17 protein-coding genes are annotated in these 17,959 nt (G+C 69.3%); 4 read left to right on the forward strand and 13 right to left on the reverse strand.

What is annotated here, in order from left to right:
- Window positions 1-20 precede the first annotated feature (20 nt).
- A complete protein-coding gene (locus DFR50_RS06860) occupies window positions 21-794 on the forward strand; it encodes an SDR family NAD(P)-dependent oxidoreductase (RefSeq protein WP_113888457.1) in 774 nt (257 codons plus the stop codon).
- Window positions 795-807: 13 nt separating this feature from the next.
- Window positions 808-1,599: an SDR family NAD(P)-dependent oxidoreductase gene (locus DFR50_RS06865; RefSeq protein WP_113888458.1), complete on the forward strand. Its 792-nt coding sequence runs from the start codon at window positions 808-810 to the stop codon at window positions 1,597-1,599.
- A gap of 14 nt (window positions 1,600-1,613) precedes the next feature.
- Here the strand turns inward: DFR50_RS06865 and DFR50_RS06870 are convergent, their stop codons facing one another.
- A complete protein-coding gene (locus DFR50_RS06870) occupies window positions 1,614-1,862 on the reverse strand; it encodes a BON domain-containing protein (protein ID WP_113888459.1) in 249 nt (82 codons plus the stop codon).
- A gap of 153 nt (window positions 1,863-2,015) precedes the next feature.
- The gene (locus DFR50_RS06875; RefSeq protein WP_113888460.1) at window positions 2,016-3,173 is read right to left on the reverse strand and encodes a ceramide glucosyltransferase; all 1,158 of its coding nucleotides are present in this window, start codon (window positions 3,171-3,173) and stop codon (window positions 2,016-2,018) included.
- A gap of 74 nt (window positions 3,174-3,247) precedes the next feature.
- Between DFR50_RS06875 and DFR50_RS06880 the strand changes: the two genes are divergently transcribed.
- Complete coding sequence (locus DFR50_RS06880; RefSeq protein ID WP_113888461.1) at window positions 3,248-4,597, forward strand: glutamate--tRNA ligase; 1,350 nt, start codon at window positions 3,248-3,250, stop codon at window positions 4,595-4,597.
- On the opposite strand, the gene DFR50_RS06885 is transcribed toward DFR50_RS06880, so the two are convergent.
- From DFR50_RS06885 to DFR50_RS06905, 5 genes are all read right to left on the reverse strand, one after another.
- Entirely contained in the window at window positions 4,560-5,825 is a 1,266-nt protein-coding gene (locus DFR50_RS06885; protein ID WP_113888462.1) for a DUF2865 domain-containing protein, read from the reverse strand. The two genes, DFR50_RS06880 and DFR50_RS06885, sit on opposite strands and share 38 nt — an antisense overlap.
- 141 nt (window positions 5,826-5,966) lie before the next feature.
- Window positions 5,967-8,240, reverse strand: coding sequence for a glycine--tRNA ligase subunit beta (glyS, locus tag DFR50_RS06890; RefSeq protein ID WP_113888463.1), 2,274 nt, complete (start codon window positions 8,238-8,240; stop codon window positions 5,967-5,969).
- Window positions 8,241-8,262: 22 nt separating this feature from the next.
- Window positions 8,263-8,718: a hypothetical protein gene (locus DFR50_RS06895; RefSeq protein ID WP_147262671.1), complete on the reverse strand. Its 456-nt coding sequence runs from the start codon at window positions 8,716-8,718 to the stop codon at window positions 8,263-8,265.
- A gap of 33 nt (window positions 8,719-8,751) precedes the next feature.
- Entirely contained in the window at window positions 8,752-9,066 is a 315-nt protein-coding gene (locus DFR50_RS06900; protein ID WP_147262672.1) for a hypothetical protein, read from the reverse strand.
- Between the two features lie 9 nt (window positions 9,067-9,075).
- The gene (locus tag DFR50_RS06905; protein WP_113888466.1) at window positions 9,076-9,996 is read right to left on the reverse strand and encodes a glycine--tRNA ligase subunit alpha; all 921 of its coding nucleotides are present in this window, start codon (window positions 9,994-9,996) and stop codon (window positions 9,076-9,078) included.
- 268 nt (window positions 9,997-10,264) lie between these two features.
- Between DFR50_RS06905 and rph the strand changes: the two genes are divergently transcribed.
- Window positions 10,265-10,978 carry a ribonuclease PH gene (gene rph / locus DFR50_RS06910; RefSeq protein WP_113888467.1) on the forward strand — a complete coding sequence of 238 codons (714 nt, stop codon included), beginning with the start codon at window positions 10,265-10,267 and terminating at the stop codon, window positions 10,976-10,978.
- Between the two features lie 60 nt (window positions 10,979-11,038).
- Here the strand turns inward: rph and DFR50_RS06915 are convergent, their stop codons facing one another.
- The 6 genes from DFR50_RS06915 to DFR50_RS06940 form a co-directional block, all read right to left on the reverse strand.
- Entirely contained in the window at window positions 11,039-11,830 is a 792-nt protein-coding gene (locus DFR50_RS06915; RefSeq protein WP_113888468.1) for an alpha/beta hydrolase, read from the reverse strand.
- Window positions 11,831-11,907: 77 nt separating this feature from the next.
- Window positions 11,908-13,065, reverse strand: coding sequence for an iron-containing alcohol dehydrogenase (locus DFR50_RS06920; protein WP_113888469.1), 1,158 nt, complete (start codon window positions 13,063-13,065; stop codon window positions 11,908-11,910).
- Window positions 13,066-13,087: 22 nt separating this feature from the next.
- Window positions 13,088-15,028, reverse strand: a complete 1,941-nt coding sequence (locus DFR50_RS06925; protein WP_113888470.1) for a sodium:solute symporter family transporter — start codon at window positions 15,026-15,028, stop codon at window positions 13,088-13,090.
- A complete protein-coding gene (locus DFR50_RS06930; RefSeq protein WP_113888471.1) occupies window positions 15,025-15,444 on the reverse strand; it encodes a hypothetical protein in 420 nt (139 codons plus the stop codon). The genes DFR50_RS06925 and DFR50_RS06930 overlap by 4 nt, the downstream gene beginning before the upstream one ends.
- Window positions 15,445-15,489: 45 nt before the next feature.
- The gene (locus DFR50_RS06935) at window positions 15,490-17,163 is read right to left on the reverse strand and encodes a flotillin family protein (protein WP_113888472.1); all 1,674 of its coding nucleotides are present in this window, start codon (window positions 17,161-17,163) and stop codon (window positions 15,490-15,492) included.
- 52 nt (window positions 17,164-17,215) lie between these two features.
- Complete coding sequence (locus tag DFR50_RS06940) at window positions 17,216-17,917, reverse strand: bacteriorhodopsin (RefSeq protein ID WP_245427424.1); 702 nt, start codon at window positions 17,915-17,917, stop codon at window positions 17,216-17,218.
- Window positions 17,918-17,959: the final 42 nt, after the last annotated feature.

A 17,959-nucleotide genomic window follows, 5' to 3' on the forward strand; every position in this document is an offset into this window, starting at 1 on the left:
GAGTGTCGGGAAAGGGCGAGATGTACCTCGATCGCTTCAACCTCAAGGGGCGGGTCGCCGTCGTCACCGGCGGCGCCCAGGGAATCGGGCTCGCGTGCGTGGAGGCGCTCTGCGAGGCGGGGGCCCGCGTCATCATCGCAGACCGGAACCGGCGGACGGCGGACGACGCCCGCGCGGCGATGACCGTCAAGGGCTATTTGGTCGACGTCGTCGAAATGGACGTGACCGACCCGGGCCAGGTCGAGGCGGCCGCCGCCGGAATCCTGTCGGACTTCGGCAGGATCGACGTGCTGGTCTGCAACGCCGGCGTCGCCAGGCCGGACACCGCTTCCGAGGACGTCGGCGACCGCGACTGGCTCGATGTCGTCAACGTCAATCTCAACGGCGTCTTCTGGTGCTGCCGGGCCTTCGGCCGTCCCATGCTGGCGGCGGGGCGCGGCTCGATCGTCAACATCGGCTCGATGTCCGGGATCATCGCCAACAAGCCGCAGGCGCAGGCCAACTACAACGCCTCCAAGGCCGCCGTGCACCACCTGACGAAGTCGCTCGCCGCGGAATGGGGCGCGCGCGGCGTGCGGGTGAACGCGGTCGCGCCGACCTACGTCAATACGCCGCTCACCGCCTTGGCGAAGGCGAACAAGGCGATGTACGACGTCTGGATCGAGAACACGCCGATCGGGCGCGTGGGCGAGCCGGACGAGATCGCCGCGGTGGTTCTGTTCCTGGCCTCCGACGCGGCCAGCCTGATGACCGGTTCGATCGTGGTGGCGGACGGCGGCTACACGTGCTGGTAGAGGGAAGGGACTCATGGACCTCGGATTGAAGGGCAAGGTCGCGGTCGTGACCGGCGGCAGCGTCGGCATCGGCCTGGCGATCGCGGAAGGGCTCGCCGCCGAAGGCGTTGTCGTTGTCTTGGCCGCCCGCGACTTCGAGCGCGTTCGCGACGAGGCGGCCCGCATTGCGGCGACCTATCGTGTTCGCGCAGACGCCGTAGCCTGCGATGTCAGTACACGCGAGGGGACAGACACCCTTATCGAGACCGTAAAAATGTCGCACGGCGGGCCCGACATTCTGATCAACAACGCCGGCGCCGGCTCGAACGAGACGGTGGCCGAGGCGCCCGACGACAAGTGGCAGGCCTATTGGGACCTCCACGTCATGGCGGCGGTGCGGCTCGGGCGCGGCCTCGCGCCCCTGATGAAGGCGCGCGGCGGCGGCGTCATTCTGCACAACGCCTCGATCTGCGCCGTCCAGCCGCTGTGGTACGAGCCGATCTACAACACGACCAAGGCGGCGCTGATGATGTTTTCGAAGTGCCTGTCCGCCGAGCTCGTCGGCGACAACATCCGCGTCAACTGCGTCAACCCCGGCCTCGTCCTGACGCCCGACTGGATCAAGACCGCAAAGCAACTCACCGCCGGCACCGGCGGCGACTGGCAAGGTTATCTCGACGGAGTCGCGCGCGAGTTCGCGCCGATCAAACGCTTCGCCACGCCGGCGGAACTCGCGAACTTCTTCGTTTTCCTGTGCTCGGAGCGCGCCAGCTATTCGGTCGGCTCGACCTACTTTGTCGATGGCGGCTGGCTGAGAACCGTCTGACGACGGCCACCCGATCAGATCCCCGACGAGGCGCCCTGAGCAGTCTCGCCGGGGAGGCGGATCTGGTTGATGACGCCCACGACGCCCGGCACGTGGCGGACGTCCGACTCGGCGCATTGCCTTTGATAGGGCAGGTCGACCTGACCCGACATCGTAACCCAGCCGTCCTTGACCTCGACGGCGACCCGGTGACGGGGCACCGCGACGTCCCAATGCAGCGCATTCAACACCTGGGTGCGGACGTCTTCGCGATACGAACCCATCTTGTTCTTCCTCCTCCCGGACCTTCCGCGCCGAGATTTGCCTCACCAGCCTCCGGCGCGGCGATCGCCTCGACGAAGTCAAGGCGATAGCGGCCCAGTTGAGCGGAAGTGAGGCCGGGAGGAAACGAAATCAGGCGCTTCGGGCGGGCCGGTTCACATCTGGGGCGGCGAGCCTTCCGGCGCCTCGCGGAGCGCCCGCTCGTCGACGCTCATGGCGTTGCCGCGCCAGACGAAACTGTCCCCGCGCCAACCTTCGGCCCACAGCAGCGGCAGAAGGAGATCGCGTGCGATCCAGGCGGGCGGGCTCAGCCAGCCGAGCGGCCAGCCCGCGACGAAGGCGAGCAGGGCTTCGAGCGCATACCAGAAGACGGCTGCGAGAAACGCGCTCACCCAGGGGCTCGAGCCGAACTCCGGCGCCGCGAAAGCCGCCGCGACGATCAACACCAGGCTGGTGGTGAGGATTTCTGGCGCGAAATGGGCCGGGAACGTCGCGCGCCGCAGCCGCGCCCAGCGCAACTGACGGCCCCACACGTCTTTCAGCTTGCGGGCTCCGAGCGGTTGCTGGAACGGTTCGTTGACGAGGTGGGCGCTCAGGCCTTGCCTGTGGACCAGTTTGGTCGAGGCCGCGTCCTCGGCGATTTCCGCGCCGAGCGCCTCGATGCCGCCGCCGGCTTCGAGAATGTCGCGCCGCCAGAGCATCGTCTTGCCCTGCGCGAAGCCGAACCCGGCGGCCTCGGCCGCATATTGCCAGCGCGCCTCGTAGGTGTTGAGGAACGCGCACTCGATCTCCGCGCCGAACGTCTCGGGCATCGAGCCGATCGGGGGGGCGCAGACGATTCCGGTTCCGGCGGTCCAGCGCGCCAGAAGCCGCTGGATGTAGTCGCGCGGCATCAGGACGTTGGAGTCGGCCATGACGAGCCATTCGTGGCGCGCCGCCTTGAAGCCCTTGACCACATTGTTGAGCTTGGGGTTGGCGCTGACCCGGTCGTCGCCGATCAGGAGTCGGGCCGGACGGTCGGGACGCGCCGCGATCGCGCCGCGAACGAGCGGCTCGATCGGGTCGTCGGCATTGGCGAGGCAGAAAACGATTTCGTAGTTGGGGTAGTCGAGATCGAAAATCGAGCGCAGCGTCTCGCGCGAGAACGTCTCCATTCCGCACAGCGGCTGGACGATGGACACCGGCGGCGCGACTTCGGGCGGCGGCAGATGCGCGCCGCGTCGCGTGCAACGACGCAGCGCCAAAGTCACGCTCACGCCGTGAACGACGCCCGCCGAAACGCAGATTCCGGCCGCAAGTGCGCTGATCGTCATTATGCCATTGTACTCAATTGGCGAATCCGCGCCAGCAGTATTGCCCGCGCTCCACGACGCTTCTATGAAGGCTCATGAGTCCGGCTCCGATCGTCCGCTTCGCCCCTTCTCCCACCGGGCGCATCCACATCGGAAACGCCCGCACGGCCCTGCTGAACTGGCTGTTCGCCCGCCGCAACGGCGGCGTTTTCGTGCTCCGCTTCGACGACACCGACTTCGAACGCTCCAAGACCGAATACGCCGATTCGATCGAACAGGACCTCGCCTGGCTCGGCGTCGAACCCGATCTCGTCCGGCGACAGTCCGAACGGATGGCGTTCTACGACGATGCGGCTGCAAAACTCAAGGCTCTGGGGCGACTCTATCCGGCCTGGGAGACGCCGGAGGAACTCGACCGTCGGCGAAAGCGCCAGCAGGCGCTCGGGCGCCCGCCGGTCTACGACCGCGCCGCGCTTCGCCTGACCGACGACGATCGCGCCGCGCTCGAGGCCGCAGGCCGGAAGCCTCACTGGCGCTTTCGCCTCGATCCCGGAACAGTCCGCTGGACCGATCTGGTGCGCGGGCCGAGCCACATCGACTGCGGCTCGCTGTCCGACCCGGTCCTGCGCCGCGAGAACGGCGCCTACCTCTACACTTTGCCCTCGGTTGTGGACGACATCGAACTCGGCGTCACCCACGTGATTCGCGGCGAGGATCACGTCACCAACACCGCCGTGCAGATCCAGTTGTTCGAGGCGCTCGCCGGAAGGGCCCCCGAGTTCGGCCATCACAACCTTCTGACCGACGCGGCCGGCGAGGGCCTCTCCAAACGCACCGGCGCCCTGTCGATCGCCTCGTTGCGCGAGAAGGGAGTCGAGCCGCTCGCGGTCGCGGCGCTGGCGGTGCTGGTCGGCTCGGCGGAAGCGGTGCGGCCGGTCGCCTCGCTCGACGAACTGGCCGGCCTCGTCGATCTCGGCAATCTGTCGCGCGGCGCCGCCCGCTTCGACGAGGCCGAGCTCGACGCGCTCTCGGCGCGGACGCTGCATGCCGCGCCCTACGCGGCGGTCGCCGACCGGCTCGCCGCCATCGGCGTCGCGGGGTCGAACGCCGAGGCTTTCTGGCAGGCGGTGCGCGGCAACGTCGCCCGGCTCGCCGACGCGGCCGACTGGCTCGGCGTGGTCGAGGGCGCCGTGGCCCCGGTCGTCGAGGACCCCGCCTTCCTCGCCCTCGCCGCCGACCGTCTGCCCGCCGGCGACTGGGACCGGACGACCTGGGCCGAATGGACGAACGTCTTGAAGGCGGAGACCGGGCGCAAGGGCCGGGACCTCTATCATCCGCTGCGGCTGGCGCTGACCGGGCGCGAATCGGGCCCGGAACTGGCGGCGCTGCTTCCGCTGATCGGCCGGGCTAGAGCGACGGCCCGACTACGCGCACCTTCGTCTTGACGCCGTCCGGGCCGGTTTGGGTCACGGTCTGGCCCTGCGTCTCACTGTAGAACGCGCCGCCGGAGCGCCCCGTTCCGCCCGCAATGCCCGAGGTCTCGCGGCTGACCGTCGCCGCCGCGGCGCTGAGGGCTGCATTCTCGCCGTTGGCGTTGAGGCGCTGTCCGGCGTCGGTCAGGCTCTGACTGTCGGACGGAGCGCCCGCCGCCCCGGAGTCGACGGCTGGATTCGCATCGAGCGTTGCGGGCGCGGGCTTGCCGCCCTTGCTCAGCTTCGCCTTGGCGTCGACGGAGGCCTTCGAGACGATCGGGCGGGAGAGTTCGATCGACTTCTCGGGGGTCACCAGGATGTCCTTCGCCTCGTGGCCGTATTTCGCCTCGGCCGCGGCCAGCGCCTGCGCCCAGCTCTCCCCCTTGCGCCGGCACGAGCAGGTGGGATCGAAGGTCTGCTGAAACTTCAGCGCGTTGGGCATGTCGACGTAGCGCTGGCCGGCGAGCGACACGGCCTGCTCGATCGTGCCGCCGAACGGGAAGGAATAAAGCTGGACGTCGGCGTTGGGGCAGAGCGACCGGCACACGTCCTCGAGACGGCCGCCCGCGCCGGAGTAGGAGACCGGGAAGAAGCTGCCGTCGCAGGTGCGCACGCACACGGCGTACGAACCCGCCGAGACGTTGGCTGTCTTCTTTTCCTTGTCGATCGACTTCTCGATCGTTTGTTGCTGCTGGTCCGGCGACAGGGTTTCCGGATTGATGGGCTGATAAGGGTCTTGAGGCTTGGCCCCGCCGCCGAACAACGCCTCGAAGAAGTTGCGCGGCTGCTGGGGCGCGTCCGCGCATTCGGAATTGTAGCGCGCGACGAGCGCCCCGCGGCCGCCGCCCGCGCGGCCCTCGAGATCGGAGACGCTCGCCTGCAGGCGGGCGATCTGGCCCTTGATCTCGCCGCACTGGGGCGGAGGCTCCGAGCCGAAGAACAGGAATTTTTGGTTGCTGCAGCCGATCGAGTTGGCATAGGCGTTGGTGCGGGCGAGTTCGGCCCGCTGGCGCGACGCCGCGGCGGAGGCCTGACCGTCGCCGCGCGCCGAAGCAATCGCCGCCCTCAGGCGCGCGCATTCCGTGCTCTCGGCATAGGCGGTCGTCGCAGTGAGAAGCCCCGCCGCCGTCGCGAACGCCGCGATGGCCAGCCGAACCGCTGAAGACTTGCGCGAGCCGCGCGCGTTCTGATGTTCTGCCATCGCTTTACCGTCTAGAACCCCAGCCCGGCGCGCACGGGTCGTCGTTTTCGCTCGTGCCCGGGCGCGCGAAGCCCGGCCCTTAGACCCCGAGATCGCGGCGCTAACATGGCGAATGCCGCGAGCGCCGCGGGGCTCGACGCGCTACCCCGCCACCCTGGAGAAATCCGCGACCGCATGGACCGCGTCGCGCAGCTCGCCGAGCAGCCTCAGGCGGTTGAGCCTGAGCCCGGAATCCTCGGCGTTGACCGTCACGTCGAGGAAGAAGGCGTCCACGGGAGCGCGCAGGCTCGCCAGCGCCCGCATCGCGCCCTCGAAATCCTCGCGGCCGACCCGCTCCCGCGCCGCGGCCCCGGCGGCGGCCAGGGTGTCGGCGAGGTCCCGCTCGGCCGGCAGGACGAGCTTGGCCGGGTCGTGCGGGCCCGCGAAGGCGCCGACGCCGTCACGTCTCTCCTCGGCGCGCAAGATGTTGGCGGCGCGGCGGTATCCGGCGAGCAGGTTCTGGCCGTCCTCGGTTTCCAGCAGGCGGCCGAGCGCCTCGACCCGCCAGACGACCATCAGGAGGTCGTCCTGGCCGGGAAGGGCGTAGACGGCGTCGATCAGGTCGTGCCGCGCCCCCTTGTCGCGCAGGTAGACTTTGAGCCGATCGGCGAAGAAGTCGACGAGGCTGCGGGTGACGGCGGCCAGTTTGGCGTCGTTGGGCGGTTCGGCGCGGCGCGCGGCGCGCGAAACGGCGCCGACGATCTCGTCGAGCTCCGGCCCTTTCGGAAATCCGCGCTTGCCGAGCGACTGGACGACGGCGCCGGCTTCGTCCTCGCGCGCGAACTCGACGTCGAGCAGCGCGCCCCAGACGGCTGCGGTCAGGGGGCCGGCGAGCGGCAGCCGCAGCCCGTTTTCCAGCACGATGCGGATGACGCCGAGGGCGGCGCGCCTGAGCGCGTACGGGTCCTTGCTGCCGGTCGGCTTCTCGTCGATGGCCCAAAAGGAGCCGAGCGTATCGAGCTTGTCGGCCAGCGCGACGGCGATCGACACCGGAGAGGTCGGAAACCGGTCGCCCGGGCCCTGCGGCTTGTAATGCTCCTCGATCGCGTCGGCGACGCTCGCCTCCTCGCCCTGACGGGTGGCGTAATAGCGGCCCATCAGACCCTGCAGCTCGGGGAACTCGCCGACCATTTCGGTGACGAGATCGGCCTTGGCGAGGCGCGCGGCGCGCGCGGCGAGTTCGATGTCGGCGCCGACCCTCGGGGCGAGCTCGCGGGCGAGCGCCTCGATGCGCTCGATACGCTCGGCCTGGGTTCCGAGCTTCTCGTGGAAGACGATTCCCAGCGCCTCGAGCTTGGCGAGGCGCTGGTCGAGCGGCCTTTCGGCCTTGTCCTTGTAGTCCGGCAGGTCGTGGAGGTCGGTCAGCCAGAAGTGGCGGGCGTCCGACAGGCGGGCGCGCACCACGCGGGCGTTGCCGGCGGCGATCGCCGCACCGCCGTCGCTGGCGACCAGATTGGCGACGAGGAGGAACCGATTGGCGAGCGTTCCGTCCGCCCGTTTCAGCACGAAGCACTTCTGGTTGGCGCGGATGGTCGCGCGGATGACCTCGGGCGGAATGTCGAGGAACTCTTCCTCGAACTGGCCCATGAGCACGACCGGCCATTCGACCAGGCCCGCGACTTCCTCGAGCAGGGCCTCGTCCTCGATCAGCTCGAGCCCCTGGGCGAAAGCGAGGTTCCGGGCGTCCGCCGCGATGATCGCCTTGCGCCGGTCGGCGTCGAGCACGACCTTGCCCTTCTGGAGCGCATCGACGTAGTCGTCGTAACGACGAACTGCGATCGGCGCCGGCGCCATAAAGCGGTGGCCCCAGGTGAATTCTCCGGATTCGATCCCGTCGACGGCGAACGGCACGACCTCGGCGGCGTCATGCTGGGCGCCGAGGGTGCAGAGAATGCCGCGCAGCGGGCGCACCCAGCGCAGGGCGTCGGGCCTCGTCGAGGCCTTGCCCCAGCGCATCGACTTCGGCCACGGGAAGGCGCGCACCACGGCCGGCACGATCTCGGCCACCGCTTCGGCGGTCGAGCGGCCCGGCTTCTCGATCACGGCGACGTAAAACGCGCCCTTCTTCGGGTCGTTCTCGATGGTCGCGTCCTCGATGCGGGACAGGCCGGCGCTCTTCAGGAATCCCTGGATCGCCGCGTCGGGCGCGCCGACGCGCGGGCCTTTTCGCTCCTCGCGCAGGGTGGGCTGGGCCCCGGGAAGCCCGACCACGTGCAGCGCGAGTCGCCGCGGCGTCACGAACGCCTGCGCGCCCTCGTAAGTCAGGCTGCGCTCGACGAGCGCGTTGGTGATCAGCCGCTTGAGGTCGTCGGCCGCCTGCCGCTGCATGCGGGCGGGGATTTCTTCGGAGAACAGTTCGAGAAGCAGGTCGGGCATGGGGATCGGGCCTGTTGAGCGCTCATCGTCGCGATCGGGCGACGAGCAGCACGGCTAATCTTTGTTTCGCATCCGGCGCTAGGGCGTCGACGAAGCCGATCGTCTCTCGTGCGAGCGTCACGAACTGCTGGGCTTCAGCGCGGGTGAAGCGGCCGGCGGCGCCTCTGTCGAACTCGGGGTGCGGGTCGATGCTGTAGTCGGCCCAGTGTCTCGCCTCTTGCAGGCGTTTGAAGTTGTCGCCGAGCGGCGAACCGAACTCGACGTGCCCGAGCAACGCATTGCGGGCGTGCCCGTGGTCGATCGCGCGGTAAACGGACCTGAAGCTGTCCGAGGCCGGCTTAGAACGCGCAATCCGCTCGGCGCACAGAGCGGCAAGTCGTGCGAACAATGCGTAGTATGAAGTCGAGACCGAACGTCTCAAGTTCGCGCCCGCCCGTGGAAAATCGACACTCGCGAGCAAGTCGGCGGTCGCCAGCATGTTATCCGCCAATGTTGTCACGCAGGATCGCTCCTAATCTTCCGGCAGAGGCTCGAATTCGTCCTCGTCATCAAAGGACCTGTCGATGTCGAGCGCATCAAAATAGAGGTAGGGGAAACGCGGATTGCCGAGATCGGTCAGAGTCTCCCGAAGTCTTCGTGTCAACTGGCTCTGTCTTCGAGCATCAGGAATATCCTTTTCCGACGTCATCGACACGGAGATCGAATAGGCCGGCTCATCGGCGTGATCGAGATAAGGGGTTACGCGCACACTGGAGATTCGCTCCGCGCCGAGGCTGTCCTCGATGATCCGCTTCAGCTCGGCTACGGTCTCGACTTGGTCGGTCATCGCCATCTCCTAAGCCCCCCCTCCCGCCGTCTTGAGCCAGGCCGCCCCGCAGGCCTTGGCGAGGTCGCGCACGCGCAGAATGTAGCTCTGGCGCTCCGTCACCGAGATCACCCCGCGCGCGTCGAGCAGGTTGAAGGCGTGGCTCGCCTTGATGCACTGGTCGTAGGCGGGCAGGGCCATGAGATGCCGGTCGCCGTCGGCGCCGCGCTCGAGCAGCGACCGGCATTCGCTCTCCGCGTCCTTGAAATGCTGGAATAGGATCGCGGTGTCGGCGTGCTCGAAGTTGAAGCGGGAATATTCCTGCTCCGCCTGCTTGAAGACGTCGCCGTAGCTGACCTTGTCGTCGCCGTCGCGGCCGTTGAAATTGATGTCGTAGATGCTGTCGACGCCCTGCACGTACATGGCGAGGCGCTCGAGTCCGTAGGTCAGTTCGCCCGCGACCGGCGCGCATTCGAACCCCGCCACCTGCTGGAAATAGGTGAACTGGGACACTTCCATCCCGTCGCACCAGCATTCCCAACCCAAGCCCCAGGCGCCGAGCGTCGGGGATTCCCAGTCGTCCTCGACGAAGCGCACGTCGTGGACGTGCATATCGATCCCGATCGCGCGCAGCGACTCGAGATAGAGGTCCTGCAGGTTCTCGGGCGAAGGCTTCAGGATCGCCTGAAACTGATAATAATGCTGGAGTCGATTGGGGTTCTCGCCGTAGCGCCCGTCCTTCGGTCGGCGCGAGGGCTGCACGTAGGCCGCGTTCCACGGCCGCGGCCCGAGCGAACGCAGCGTGGTCGCCGGATGGAAGGTGCCGGCGCCGACTTCCATGTCGTAGGGCTGCAGGATGACGCAGCCCTGCCGCGCCCAGAAGGTCTGCAGCGTCAGGATCAGACCCTGGAAGGATTGTGTCGGATCGAGAGCGGGATCGGCGGGCGTCATGTCCGGCGGGCCTTGTGGAAAGGGAAGGCGGCGGAACCTAGTGACCCGGGGCGGCGGGGTCAATGATCGACCCGTGCAGCCGGGCGGCGCATCCGTGCGGCGTCGCAGGCGCGACGGCGCGATCCAGCGTTGATGCGCAGGCGCTCGCGGCCCCGCGTCGCGACCCGGCGGGCTCGAGGCCGCTCGCGAAGATGACGCAGGCGCCCGCATTGCGCCGCCCGCGCGCTGCCGCTAAAGCCGGACCACGTTTACGAAAAGGCATGTGTCCATGCGTCCTTCCAAACGCGCCGCCGACGAGATGCGCAAAGTCAGCTTCGAGCGCGGGGTCGCCCGCTATGCGGAAGGCTCGTGCCTGGTGCGGTTCGGCGACACCCAGGTGTTGTGCGCGGCCTCGCTCGAGGACAAGCCGCCGCCGTGGCTGCGTGGCCAGGGGAGGGGCTGGGTGACGGCCGAATACGCCATGCTGCCGCGCGCCACCCTGACCCGCAGCCGGCGCGAATCGTCCACCGGCCGCGTGTCCGGCCGCACCCAGGAGATCCAGCGGCTGATCGGACGGTCCCTGCGCGCGGTGGTGGACCTGCCCAAGCTCGGCGAGCGGCAGATCACCATCGACTGCGACGTGCTCCAGGCCGACGGCGGCACCCGCACCGCCTCGATCACCGGCGCCTGGATCGCGTTGCGCGACTGCGTCCAGTGGATGGTGCAGCGCTCCATTCTCAAGGACAGCGTGATCAAGGACCACGTCGCCGCGGTGTCCTGCGGCATCGTCGCCGGAGAAGCGGCGCTCGACCTCGACTACGCCGAGGATTCGAACGCCGAGACCGACGCCAACTTCGTCATGACCGGCAGGGGCGGCCTCGTCGAGGTGCAGGGCTCGGCGGAGGGCGCGCCGTTCAGCGAGGCGGAGCTCTTGAAGATGCTGGCGCTGGCGCGTGGCGGGATCGACACTCTGGTGGCGATGCAGAAGGCGGCGATCGGGTAGCGCGCCGCTGGCGCTGTCGTCCGCCCAAAGACAGACGCGGTCCGGCCGCGGGCTGCGCCCTCAAGTCCCGCCGAACGACCGCCCCAGCCACTCCGCCAGAATCCCGGCCGGAACCGGCCAGGACGTGTCGAGCATCATGGCGTGGGGGATGTCGTCGACGATGTGGGTGTCGGCGCCCCAGACGATCGCCGTCGTGCGCACGTCGATCGACGGGACGAAACAGTCGCTCCGGCCGCCGATCACCAGCGCCGGCAGGCGCGGGCGCCCCATCACGGTGAGCCACTGCGGCGCCATCAGCTCCGCGTTGGCGAGCAGGGATTCGCGCTGGAACAGCGGCAGGTAGCGCAGCGCGACGTCGATCGGAAAGTCCTGGGAGAAGAGCCCCCTTCGGATCGCGTCGAAATCCGCCGCCTCCATTCCGCCGGTCTGGACGCGGCCGAGCGCCCGCAACAGGCTCGGGTGGAACACCGACATGGTCAGGAACGATCCGCCGAGGCCCGAGAGGCTCGTAGGCGCGAGCAACGCCAGTCCGGCCGCCTTGTGCGTGCGCACGAAACGCTGGGCGACGATCCCGCCCATCGAATGGCCGATCACCACCGGCGGGCGATCGCATTCGGCCGCAGCCTCGGCGACGTCGGCGACGTAGTCGGCGATCGTGAAACTGTCGAGCTGCTTGCGGCCGTCGCTTTGCCCATGACCGCGCAGCGACACGGCGAGGCAATTCCAGCCCGCTTCGGCGAAGAAGGGCAGAAAATGCTCGGCCCATACCCAGCCGCCGCAAAACGAGCCGTGCACGAACAGCAGCGGCGGTCGCTGCGAAGGTTTGCCAGCCCTGAAGATTTCGAGCGCCATGCTCCAGATGTACGGGAAGGCGGCCGGAGTCTCCAGTGACGATTCGACGCACGTGGCCGGACTGAACGCCCGTGCGCTCACCAGGCCCGGCGATAGATCTCGAGCGCGTCCGCCTCGGTCACGGCGCGCGGATTGTTCGGCAGCAGCCGGGTCTGTTTCATCGCGTCGCGCGCCAGCGCCGGCAGGACGTCCTCGGGGACGCCGGCGTCGCGCAGGCGCAGCGGCAGACCGCACGTCCGCGACAGGTTTTCCAGCGCGTCGCAGAAGGCTTCGGCGCGCGCCTGGCCCTCGAGGCGCGCGAGGTCCGGGAAGGCGACGGGCGCGATCTCGACATAGGCGCCCGGCGCCGTCTTGCAGTTGAAGCGCAGCACGTGCGCCAGCACCAGCGCGTTCGACAGGCCGTGCGGGATGTGGAAGTGGCCGCCGAGCGGATAGGCGAGCGCGTGCACCGCGGCGACCGGCGAATTGGCGAACGCCTGTCCGGCGAGCATGGAGCCGAGCAGCATCGCCGAGCGCGCCGCGATGTCCGAGCCGTTGTGCACGGCGGTCTCGATCGCCCCGCCGAGCAGGGCGAGCGCCTCTTTCGCGAGCGCGCGCGAGATCGGGTTGGCGTTGGCGCTCTTCGAGGCGTAGGCCTCGATGGCGTGCACCATCGCGTCGATGCCGGTCGCGGCGGTGACGTGCGGCGGCAGCCCGAGCGTCAACTCGGGGTCGAGCAGGGCGACGTCGGGCAGGATGACCGGCGAGACCACGCCCATCTTTTCATTCTCGCCCGTGGTGACGATCGAGATCGGCGTCACCTCCGAGCCGGTGCCTGCGGTGGTGGGCACGAGGATCATCGGCAGCCTCGGCCCTTTCGCATTGCCGACGCCGAACGCGTCCGCGAGCGTCTCGCGACCGGGGGCGAGCAGCGCGACGAGCTTGGCGGTGTCCAGCGACGATCCGCCGCCGAAGCCGATCACGCCGGTCGCGCCGGACTGAACGGCCGACTCGACGGCTTTCAGGATCATCGCCGCCGGCGGGTCCGCGGCGACGTCGGAGAACACGTCGGCCTCGACGCCCGCTTCGGAAAGCAGGCTCATGACGCGTTCGACCAGGCCGGTCGCGATCATGCCGGGGTCGGTGACGACGAGGACGCGGGGCCCGAGCCGCTCCTTCGCCAGCGCGCCGATCCTGACGATCGCTCCGGGCCCGAACTGGATGCTGGCGCTGGTGTTGAAGGCGAACGCGTTCATGGGTTCCCTCTCCGTTTCTTTGTCAGTGTCCGAAGATCCAGGCCATGGCCGTTATCAGAGCGCCGGCGCCGCTCAATGTCCAGAGCAGCGCCTCCAGATGGTCGACCCGCAGGCCCCGGGTCTTCGGCCGGCCGGCCGGACCGCGGTCGACGGCGACGATGTCGACGCCCGGCGAGGTCGCCAGCTCCAGCTTGTAGGCGATGAGCCAGACGAGGATGACGCCGAGCGCCCACATCGCGAGACACCACGCCCACAGGGGCGGCATGCCGAGCAGCCACGCGTCGAGGCCGCCGCCGGCGTCGCCCAGGGCGAAATTGCCGAACACCAGCCCCGGGCCCACCCCGAGGAACGCCCAGGCCAGCGCCGCCGACCAGGCCATCGACCGCACGCCGCGGGCGGCCGGTCTCGACGCCCCGAGGCCCGCGAAAAGCTCGTTCAGCGTCGCTGCGCGCTGGTTCGCGCGCCGCAGCGGCGTGATCGCCGAGATCACGAGCATCGTTGCGACATTCGCCGCGAGCCCCCAGCCCGCGGAGTGGATCGTCCAGGGCCAGCGGCCCCAGGGCAGATGCAGGCCGACGAAATCCATCACCGCGAGGCCGAAGCTGTCGGTCAACGCCGCCGTCGCGAGACCGATGGCGGCGCCGACCAGAGCGGCCGGCGGCGAAATCCAGCGCAGCCAGCACAGGCCGGCGAGCGCCGGCAGCATTTGCGCGGCGAACGGAAGCGCGAGCGCGCCGAGCGACACCGCGGCTGCCGGCGCGCGGGTCGCGAGCAGGACGCTGGCCAGCATCAGGACGCCGACGCAGATGCGCCCGATCAGATTCGCGGTCCGCCCGTCCAGTTCCGGCATGAAGTCGGGGACGAAGATGTCGCGCACCAGGCCCCGCGCCGCGGTGATCACGCTGGCCGCGGCGAGGGCCTGAAAGCCTGCAACCAGCGCGAAATAGATCGCCGCCATGAACCACGGCGAACCGGCGCCGAGGCGGACGAGCAGGTCGCCGACCGCGTCCCCGGACGACGCGATCATCCCGCAGGCGCCGACGAGCACGAGGCCGAAGACGCACAGGCCGCCGAAGAAGGCGGCGAGGACCCAGGTCTGGCCGGCCGCGATGGCGCGGTCGTCGCGCGCCGACAGCAGCAGTTGGGTCGCGATCGGACTCGCCTGCACGCCCGCCAGCGCCAGCGCCGTCGACAGCACCAGCGCCGAGGTCCAGCCGCCGGCGTCGTCGGCGCCGGCCACGAAGCGGACGACGCCGGACACGCGGAAGAGATGCGCGTTCGCCGGGTCGTGGGCGAGCTTAGCCAACGCCGCGTTGATCGCCGAAAAGCCGCCGCCGAGGTCGTTGGCGGCGATCGCGAGGCCGACGATTCCGGCCCCCAGCAGCACGCATTGCAACGCCCCGAGCGCGCCGGCCGCGTAGAAGCCGCCGACGATCACGTAGGAGAAGGTCATCAGGCTGAGGAGCCAGGTGGCCGGCTCGGGCGCGATGCCGCCGCCGGAGAGATCCGCCATCAGGCGGCCGAGCACGCTGAGCTGGACGGCGGCGAAGGCCACCGCGAACAGCGTCGCGAGGCCCCCCGACAGCCACGCGAAGCCGCGCGAGCGATAGTAGAAGGCGAGCAGTTGCGCCTGGCTGCGCGCGCCGAAACGGCGCCCGGCCTGCCACTGCCGCTTGAAGGTGGCGACGCCCAGGAGCGCCATCGGAATGGTCGCGAGCGCGAGCCCGGCGCCGGAAAATCCGGCGCGCGCCACGTCGTCCGGCAGGCCCAGCGTGATCCAGGCCGACAGGCTCATCGCCGCGAGCGCCAGGGCGACGATCCACGCCGGAAGCTCGCCCGTCGCCGACAGGAAGCGGCGCGTTCCGGCCTCGCGCAGCGCGCATTGGCGCGCCCAGAACGAGGTCGCCGCCACATAGACCGTTCCGAAGGCGATCAGCCAGATCTGCGCCGCCGTGAGGGTCATCGGCGCCCACCGCGCCCGGATCGTCCGCGAATCTGCGAGAACGCGCTTCTCACTCCGAACCGCGTCGCCAGATAGACGAAGCCGCTGGCGATCAGCGCCACGATCAGCGTCAGGCCGGTCCAGACGGTCGTGTCTCGGAGGCTGCTCGCGAGCCAGGACACGGTGAAGACCAGCACCACCAGGGCGACCGCGGCGAGCCCCAGGCCGGCCTCGGCGCGCGAGAACGTCCGGCCGAACCGGGCGTTGACGATCAGGTGACCGACGAATCCGGCCACCGCCGCGGCGACGCCGACCAGCGACAGCGGATAGGCCTCGCGCGTCACGCCCTCCATCAGGAAGCCGATGGCGATCGCGCCGAACACGCCCCAATTGGCGAAGACGGCGATCCCGTGCTCGACGTATCGGTCAGTGTCCAAGGAAGGGCCTCATCGCGCGGGATGCGTGGGGCGGGGGCAAGGGTCTCACCGGCCCGCGGGCTCCCCGCCGCCGTCCGCTTCGCCCGTCCGCGAGTAGACGATCTTCGACAGATTCTGCAGCGGCTGCGTGCGGTGGATCTCGGCCGAAGACAGGCCGATCTCGCCGAGCAGGGTGTCGACGAACGGCGCCTGCGCCCGGTATCGCAGCGCGGAGCTGACGACCTCCTCGGCGAGGTTGCCGTCCCTGGGGCCATGCGGCGCGCTCTCGCCGCCCGCGCCGCCGCCGTTGGCCGGGCCCGGGCTCGACAGCCCCGGCAGGCCCTCGACGTGGAGGATCTTGATGCCTTCGATCCGCTCCATCGGCTTGACGCTCTCGCGGATGATGCTCGGCAGCACTTCGACCAGCTTCTGGTGCAGCGCGCTTCTGCGGCTCGCGTCGGAGCGCAGGTTCTCCGCCTCGTTGACGGCGCGTCGGGCTTCCGACTCGACCGCCGAGCGCTCCTTCAGCGCCGCGACGGTGATCCGGTCGGCGTCGGCGCGATCGGACGCCGCGGCCTTGTCCGCCTGGGCCAGCAGCGTGATTCTGACCGCCTCGACCTCGGCCTGGCGCCTGGCGCCGATCAGGTCGATCTCGCGTCTCCGGTTGGCCACTTCCGTCTCGCGCGCGGTCTCGACGCGCTCCTGCGCCTCGAGCAGCGCCCTGCGCGCGTCCTCCGCCGCGGCCTGAATGCGCGACCGCTCCTGCGATTTTTCCGCAACCGCGATTTCGCGCGCCTGCTCCGCCAGCTCCCGGGCCTCGAGGCGCCCGATCTCCAGCGCTTCGAGCGTGCGCTCCATGGCGATGCGGGTGCGTTCGACCTCCTCGCGCTCCTGGATCTTCGCGGCCTCGATGTCGCGTTCGCTGGCGGCGCGTTCGCGCTCGACTTCGGCGGCCTGCTGGGCGCGCCGGCGGGCGATCTCGCTCTCCTGGGCGAGCCGCGCGTATTCCGTCTCCCGGCCGATCTCGAGCGACATCTTCTCCGCCTCGAGGTTCTTGTTGCGGATCGCGATCAGCGTGTCCTGCTCGATGTCGTTGCGCTTCTTCTTGCGCGATTCGATCTCCTCGGTCAGGCGGGTCAGACCCTCGGCGTCGAAGGCGTTGGCCGGGTTGAACAGCTTCATGTCGGCCTGATCGAGCGAGACGAGCGAGACCGCCTCGAGCTCCAGCCCGTTCTGGCCGAGGTTCTTGACCACCTCCGCCTTGACGCCGGCGATGAACCGGTCGCGGCGCTCGTGCATTTCCTCGAGCGTCATCGAGGCGGCGACCGACCCCATCGCGTCGACGAAGCGTCCCTGCACCAGCTCGCGCAGCTTCTCCGGCTCCATGGTGCGCCGCCCGAGCGTGCGCGCGGCGGTCGCGACGTCGGCGGCGTTCGGCACCACCCGGAGGTAGAACTCGACTTCGAGCTCGATGCGCATGCGGTCCTTGGTGATCAGCGCCTTCTCGCGCGCCCGCGTGACCTGCAGGCGAAGGGTGTTCATGCCCACCTCGGTCAGGTCGTGGACGATCGGCAGGATGAACGCGCCGCCGCCCATGATGACCTTTTCCCCGCCGAGCCCCGTCCTGACGAACGACACGTCCTTGGTCGACCGGCGATAGAGCCAGTGCATGAGATAGGCGAGGATGGCGATGACGATCGCCGCGAGGATGATGACCGCAATGATATCGGCGCCGTTCATTGTCCGTAGGCTCCTGATTCAATTCTTTGGCTGAAGGCGGCGGGCGCCGTCTTCAGCGCGCTGCGACCCGATCGTTGTCCGCGCTCGCCATCGCGGTCGCGAGCACCGCGAGGCCGAAGGCGATCAGGTTGACGAATTCGGCGAGGTTGTAGGCGAGGCTCAGCCGGCCGTCGTCGACCGCGCTGGTGAAGCTGACGATGAAGCTGCCGAGCGGATAGATCGCCCAGCCGACGGTGGCGACGATGCGCAGCCAGAAATATCCCCGCCGCAGGGCGTCGCCGCCGCCCGTCGCGACCGCCTCGTCCATCTGGCCGAAGTACAGCTCGCCGAGAATGTACAGCCAGAACGCGACGCCGATCAGGAAGGCGAGGGTCGGGGCCATCAGCTTCGCGTCGCCGAGGTAGCGGACGAGCACCATCAGGATCGAGACGACCGCGAGTCGCCAGAACAAGGCCTGCGAGACCTTGCCGCCCCGTCCCGCCAGGAAGAACAGCGTCAGGACCTGGACGGGCATCGAGATGATCCATCCGGCGTAGGGATAGGCGACGGACACGCTCTTGGCGGCGACCCAGGCCGCGCGGGAGTCGTACGCCTGGCAGGCGCCGACCAGCATCGCGATCGCGGCGAGGCCGACGACCAGCTTCCAGCCGCGCTCGACCCAGCTCACGCCGAGCAGCAGGAAGACAGTCGCGCCGGCGAGCGCATAGAGGAGCGCGGAATAGCTGGCGCCGGTCAGATCCTGCGGATCGATCATCGTCGTCACCGGCGCCGCTCCCGAAGGTCGTTGGCTGTGGTC

Source organism: Roseiarcus fermentans (genome assembly GCF_003315135.1).
Classification (GTDB): domain Bacteria; phylum Pseudomonadota; class Alphaproteobacteria; order Rhizobiales; family Beijerinckiaceae; genus Roseiarcus; species Roseiarcus fermentans.

What these genes read in the sequence shown, in the direction of transcription:
- DFR50_RS06860 (WP_113888457.1), top strand. Translation starts at nt 21, where the DNA reads ATGTACCTCGATCGCTTCAACCTCAAGGGGCGGGTCGCCGTCGTCACC.
- DFR50_RS06865 (WP_113888458.1), top strand. Translation starts at nt 808, where the DNA reads ATGGACCTCGGATTGAAGGGCAAGGTCGCGGTCGTGACCGGCGGCAGC.
- DFR50_RS06870 (WP_113888459.1), bottom strand. Translation starts at nt 1,862, where the DNA reads ATGGGTTCGTATCGCGAAGACGTCCGCACCCAGGTGTTGAATGCGCTG.
- DFR50_RS06875 (WP_113888460.1), bottom strand. Translation starts at nt 3,173, where the DNA reads ATGACGATCAGCGCACTTGCGGCCGGAATCTGCGTTTCGGCGGGCGTC.
- DFR50_RS06880 (WP_113888461.1), top strand. Translation starts at nt 3,248, where the DNA reads ATGAGTCCGGCTCCGATCGTCCGCTTCGCCCCTTCTCCCACCGGGCGC.
- DFR50_RS06885 (WP_113888462.1), bottom strand. Translation starts at nt 5,825, where the DNA reads ATGGCAGAACATCAGAACGCGCGCGGCTCGCGCAAGTCTTCAGCGGTT.
- glyS (WP_113888463.1), bottom strand. Translation starts at nt 8,240, where the DNA reads ATGCCCGACCTGCTTCTCGAACTGTTCTCCGAAGAAATCCCCGCCCGC.
- DFR50_RS06895 (WP_147262671.1), bottom strand. Translation starts at nt 8,718, where the DNA reads ATGCTGGCGACCGCCGACTTGCTCGCGAGTGTCGATTTTCCACGGGCG.
- DFR50_RS06900 (WP_147262672.1), bottom strand. Translation starts at nt 9,066, where the DNA reads ATGACCGACCAAGTCGAGACCGTAGCCGAGCTGAAGCGGATCATCGAG.
- DFR50_RS06905 (WP_113888466.1), bottom strand. Translation starts at nt 9,996, where the DNA reads ATGACGCCCGCCGATCCCGCTCTCGATCCGACACAATCCTTCCAGGGT.
- rph (WP_113888467.1), top strand. Translation starts at nt 10,265, where the DNA reads ATGCGTCCTTCCAAACGCGCCGCCGACGAGATGCGCAAAGTCAGCTTC.
- DFR50_RS06915 (WP_113888468.1), bottom strand. Translation starts at nt 11,830, where the DNA reads ATGGCGCTCGAAATCTTCAGGGCTGGCAAACCTTCGCAGCGACCGCCG.
- DFR50_RS06920 (WP_113888469.1), bottom strand. Translation starts at nt 13,065, where the DNA reads ATGAACGCGTTCGCCTTCAACACCAGCGCCAGCATCCAGTTCGGGCCC.
- DFR50_RS06925 (WP_113888470.1), bottom strand. Translation starts at nt 15,028, where the DNA reads ATGACCCTCACGGCGGCGCAGATCTGGCTGATCGCCTTCGGAACGGTC.
- DFR50_RS06935 (WP_113888472.1), bottom strand. Translation starts at nt 17,163, where the DNA reads ATGAACGGCGCCGATATCATTGCGGTCATCATCCTCGCGGCGATCGTC.
- DFR50_RS06940 (WP_245427424.1), bottom strand. Translation starts at nt 17,917, where the DNA reads ATGATCGATCCGCAGGATCTGACCGGCGCCAGCTATTCCGCGCTCCTC.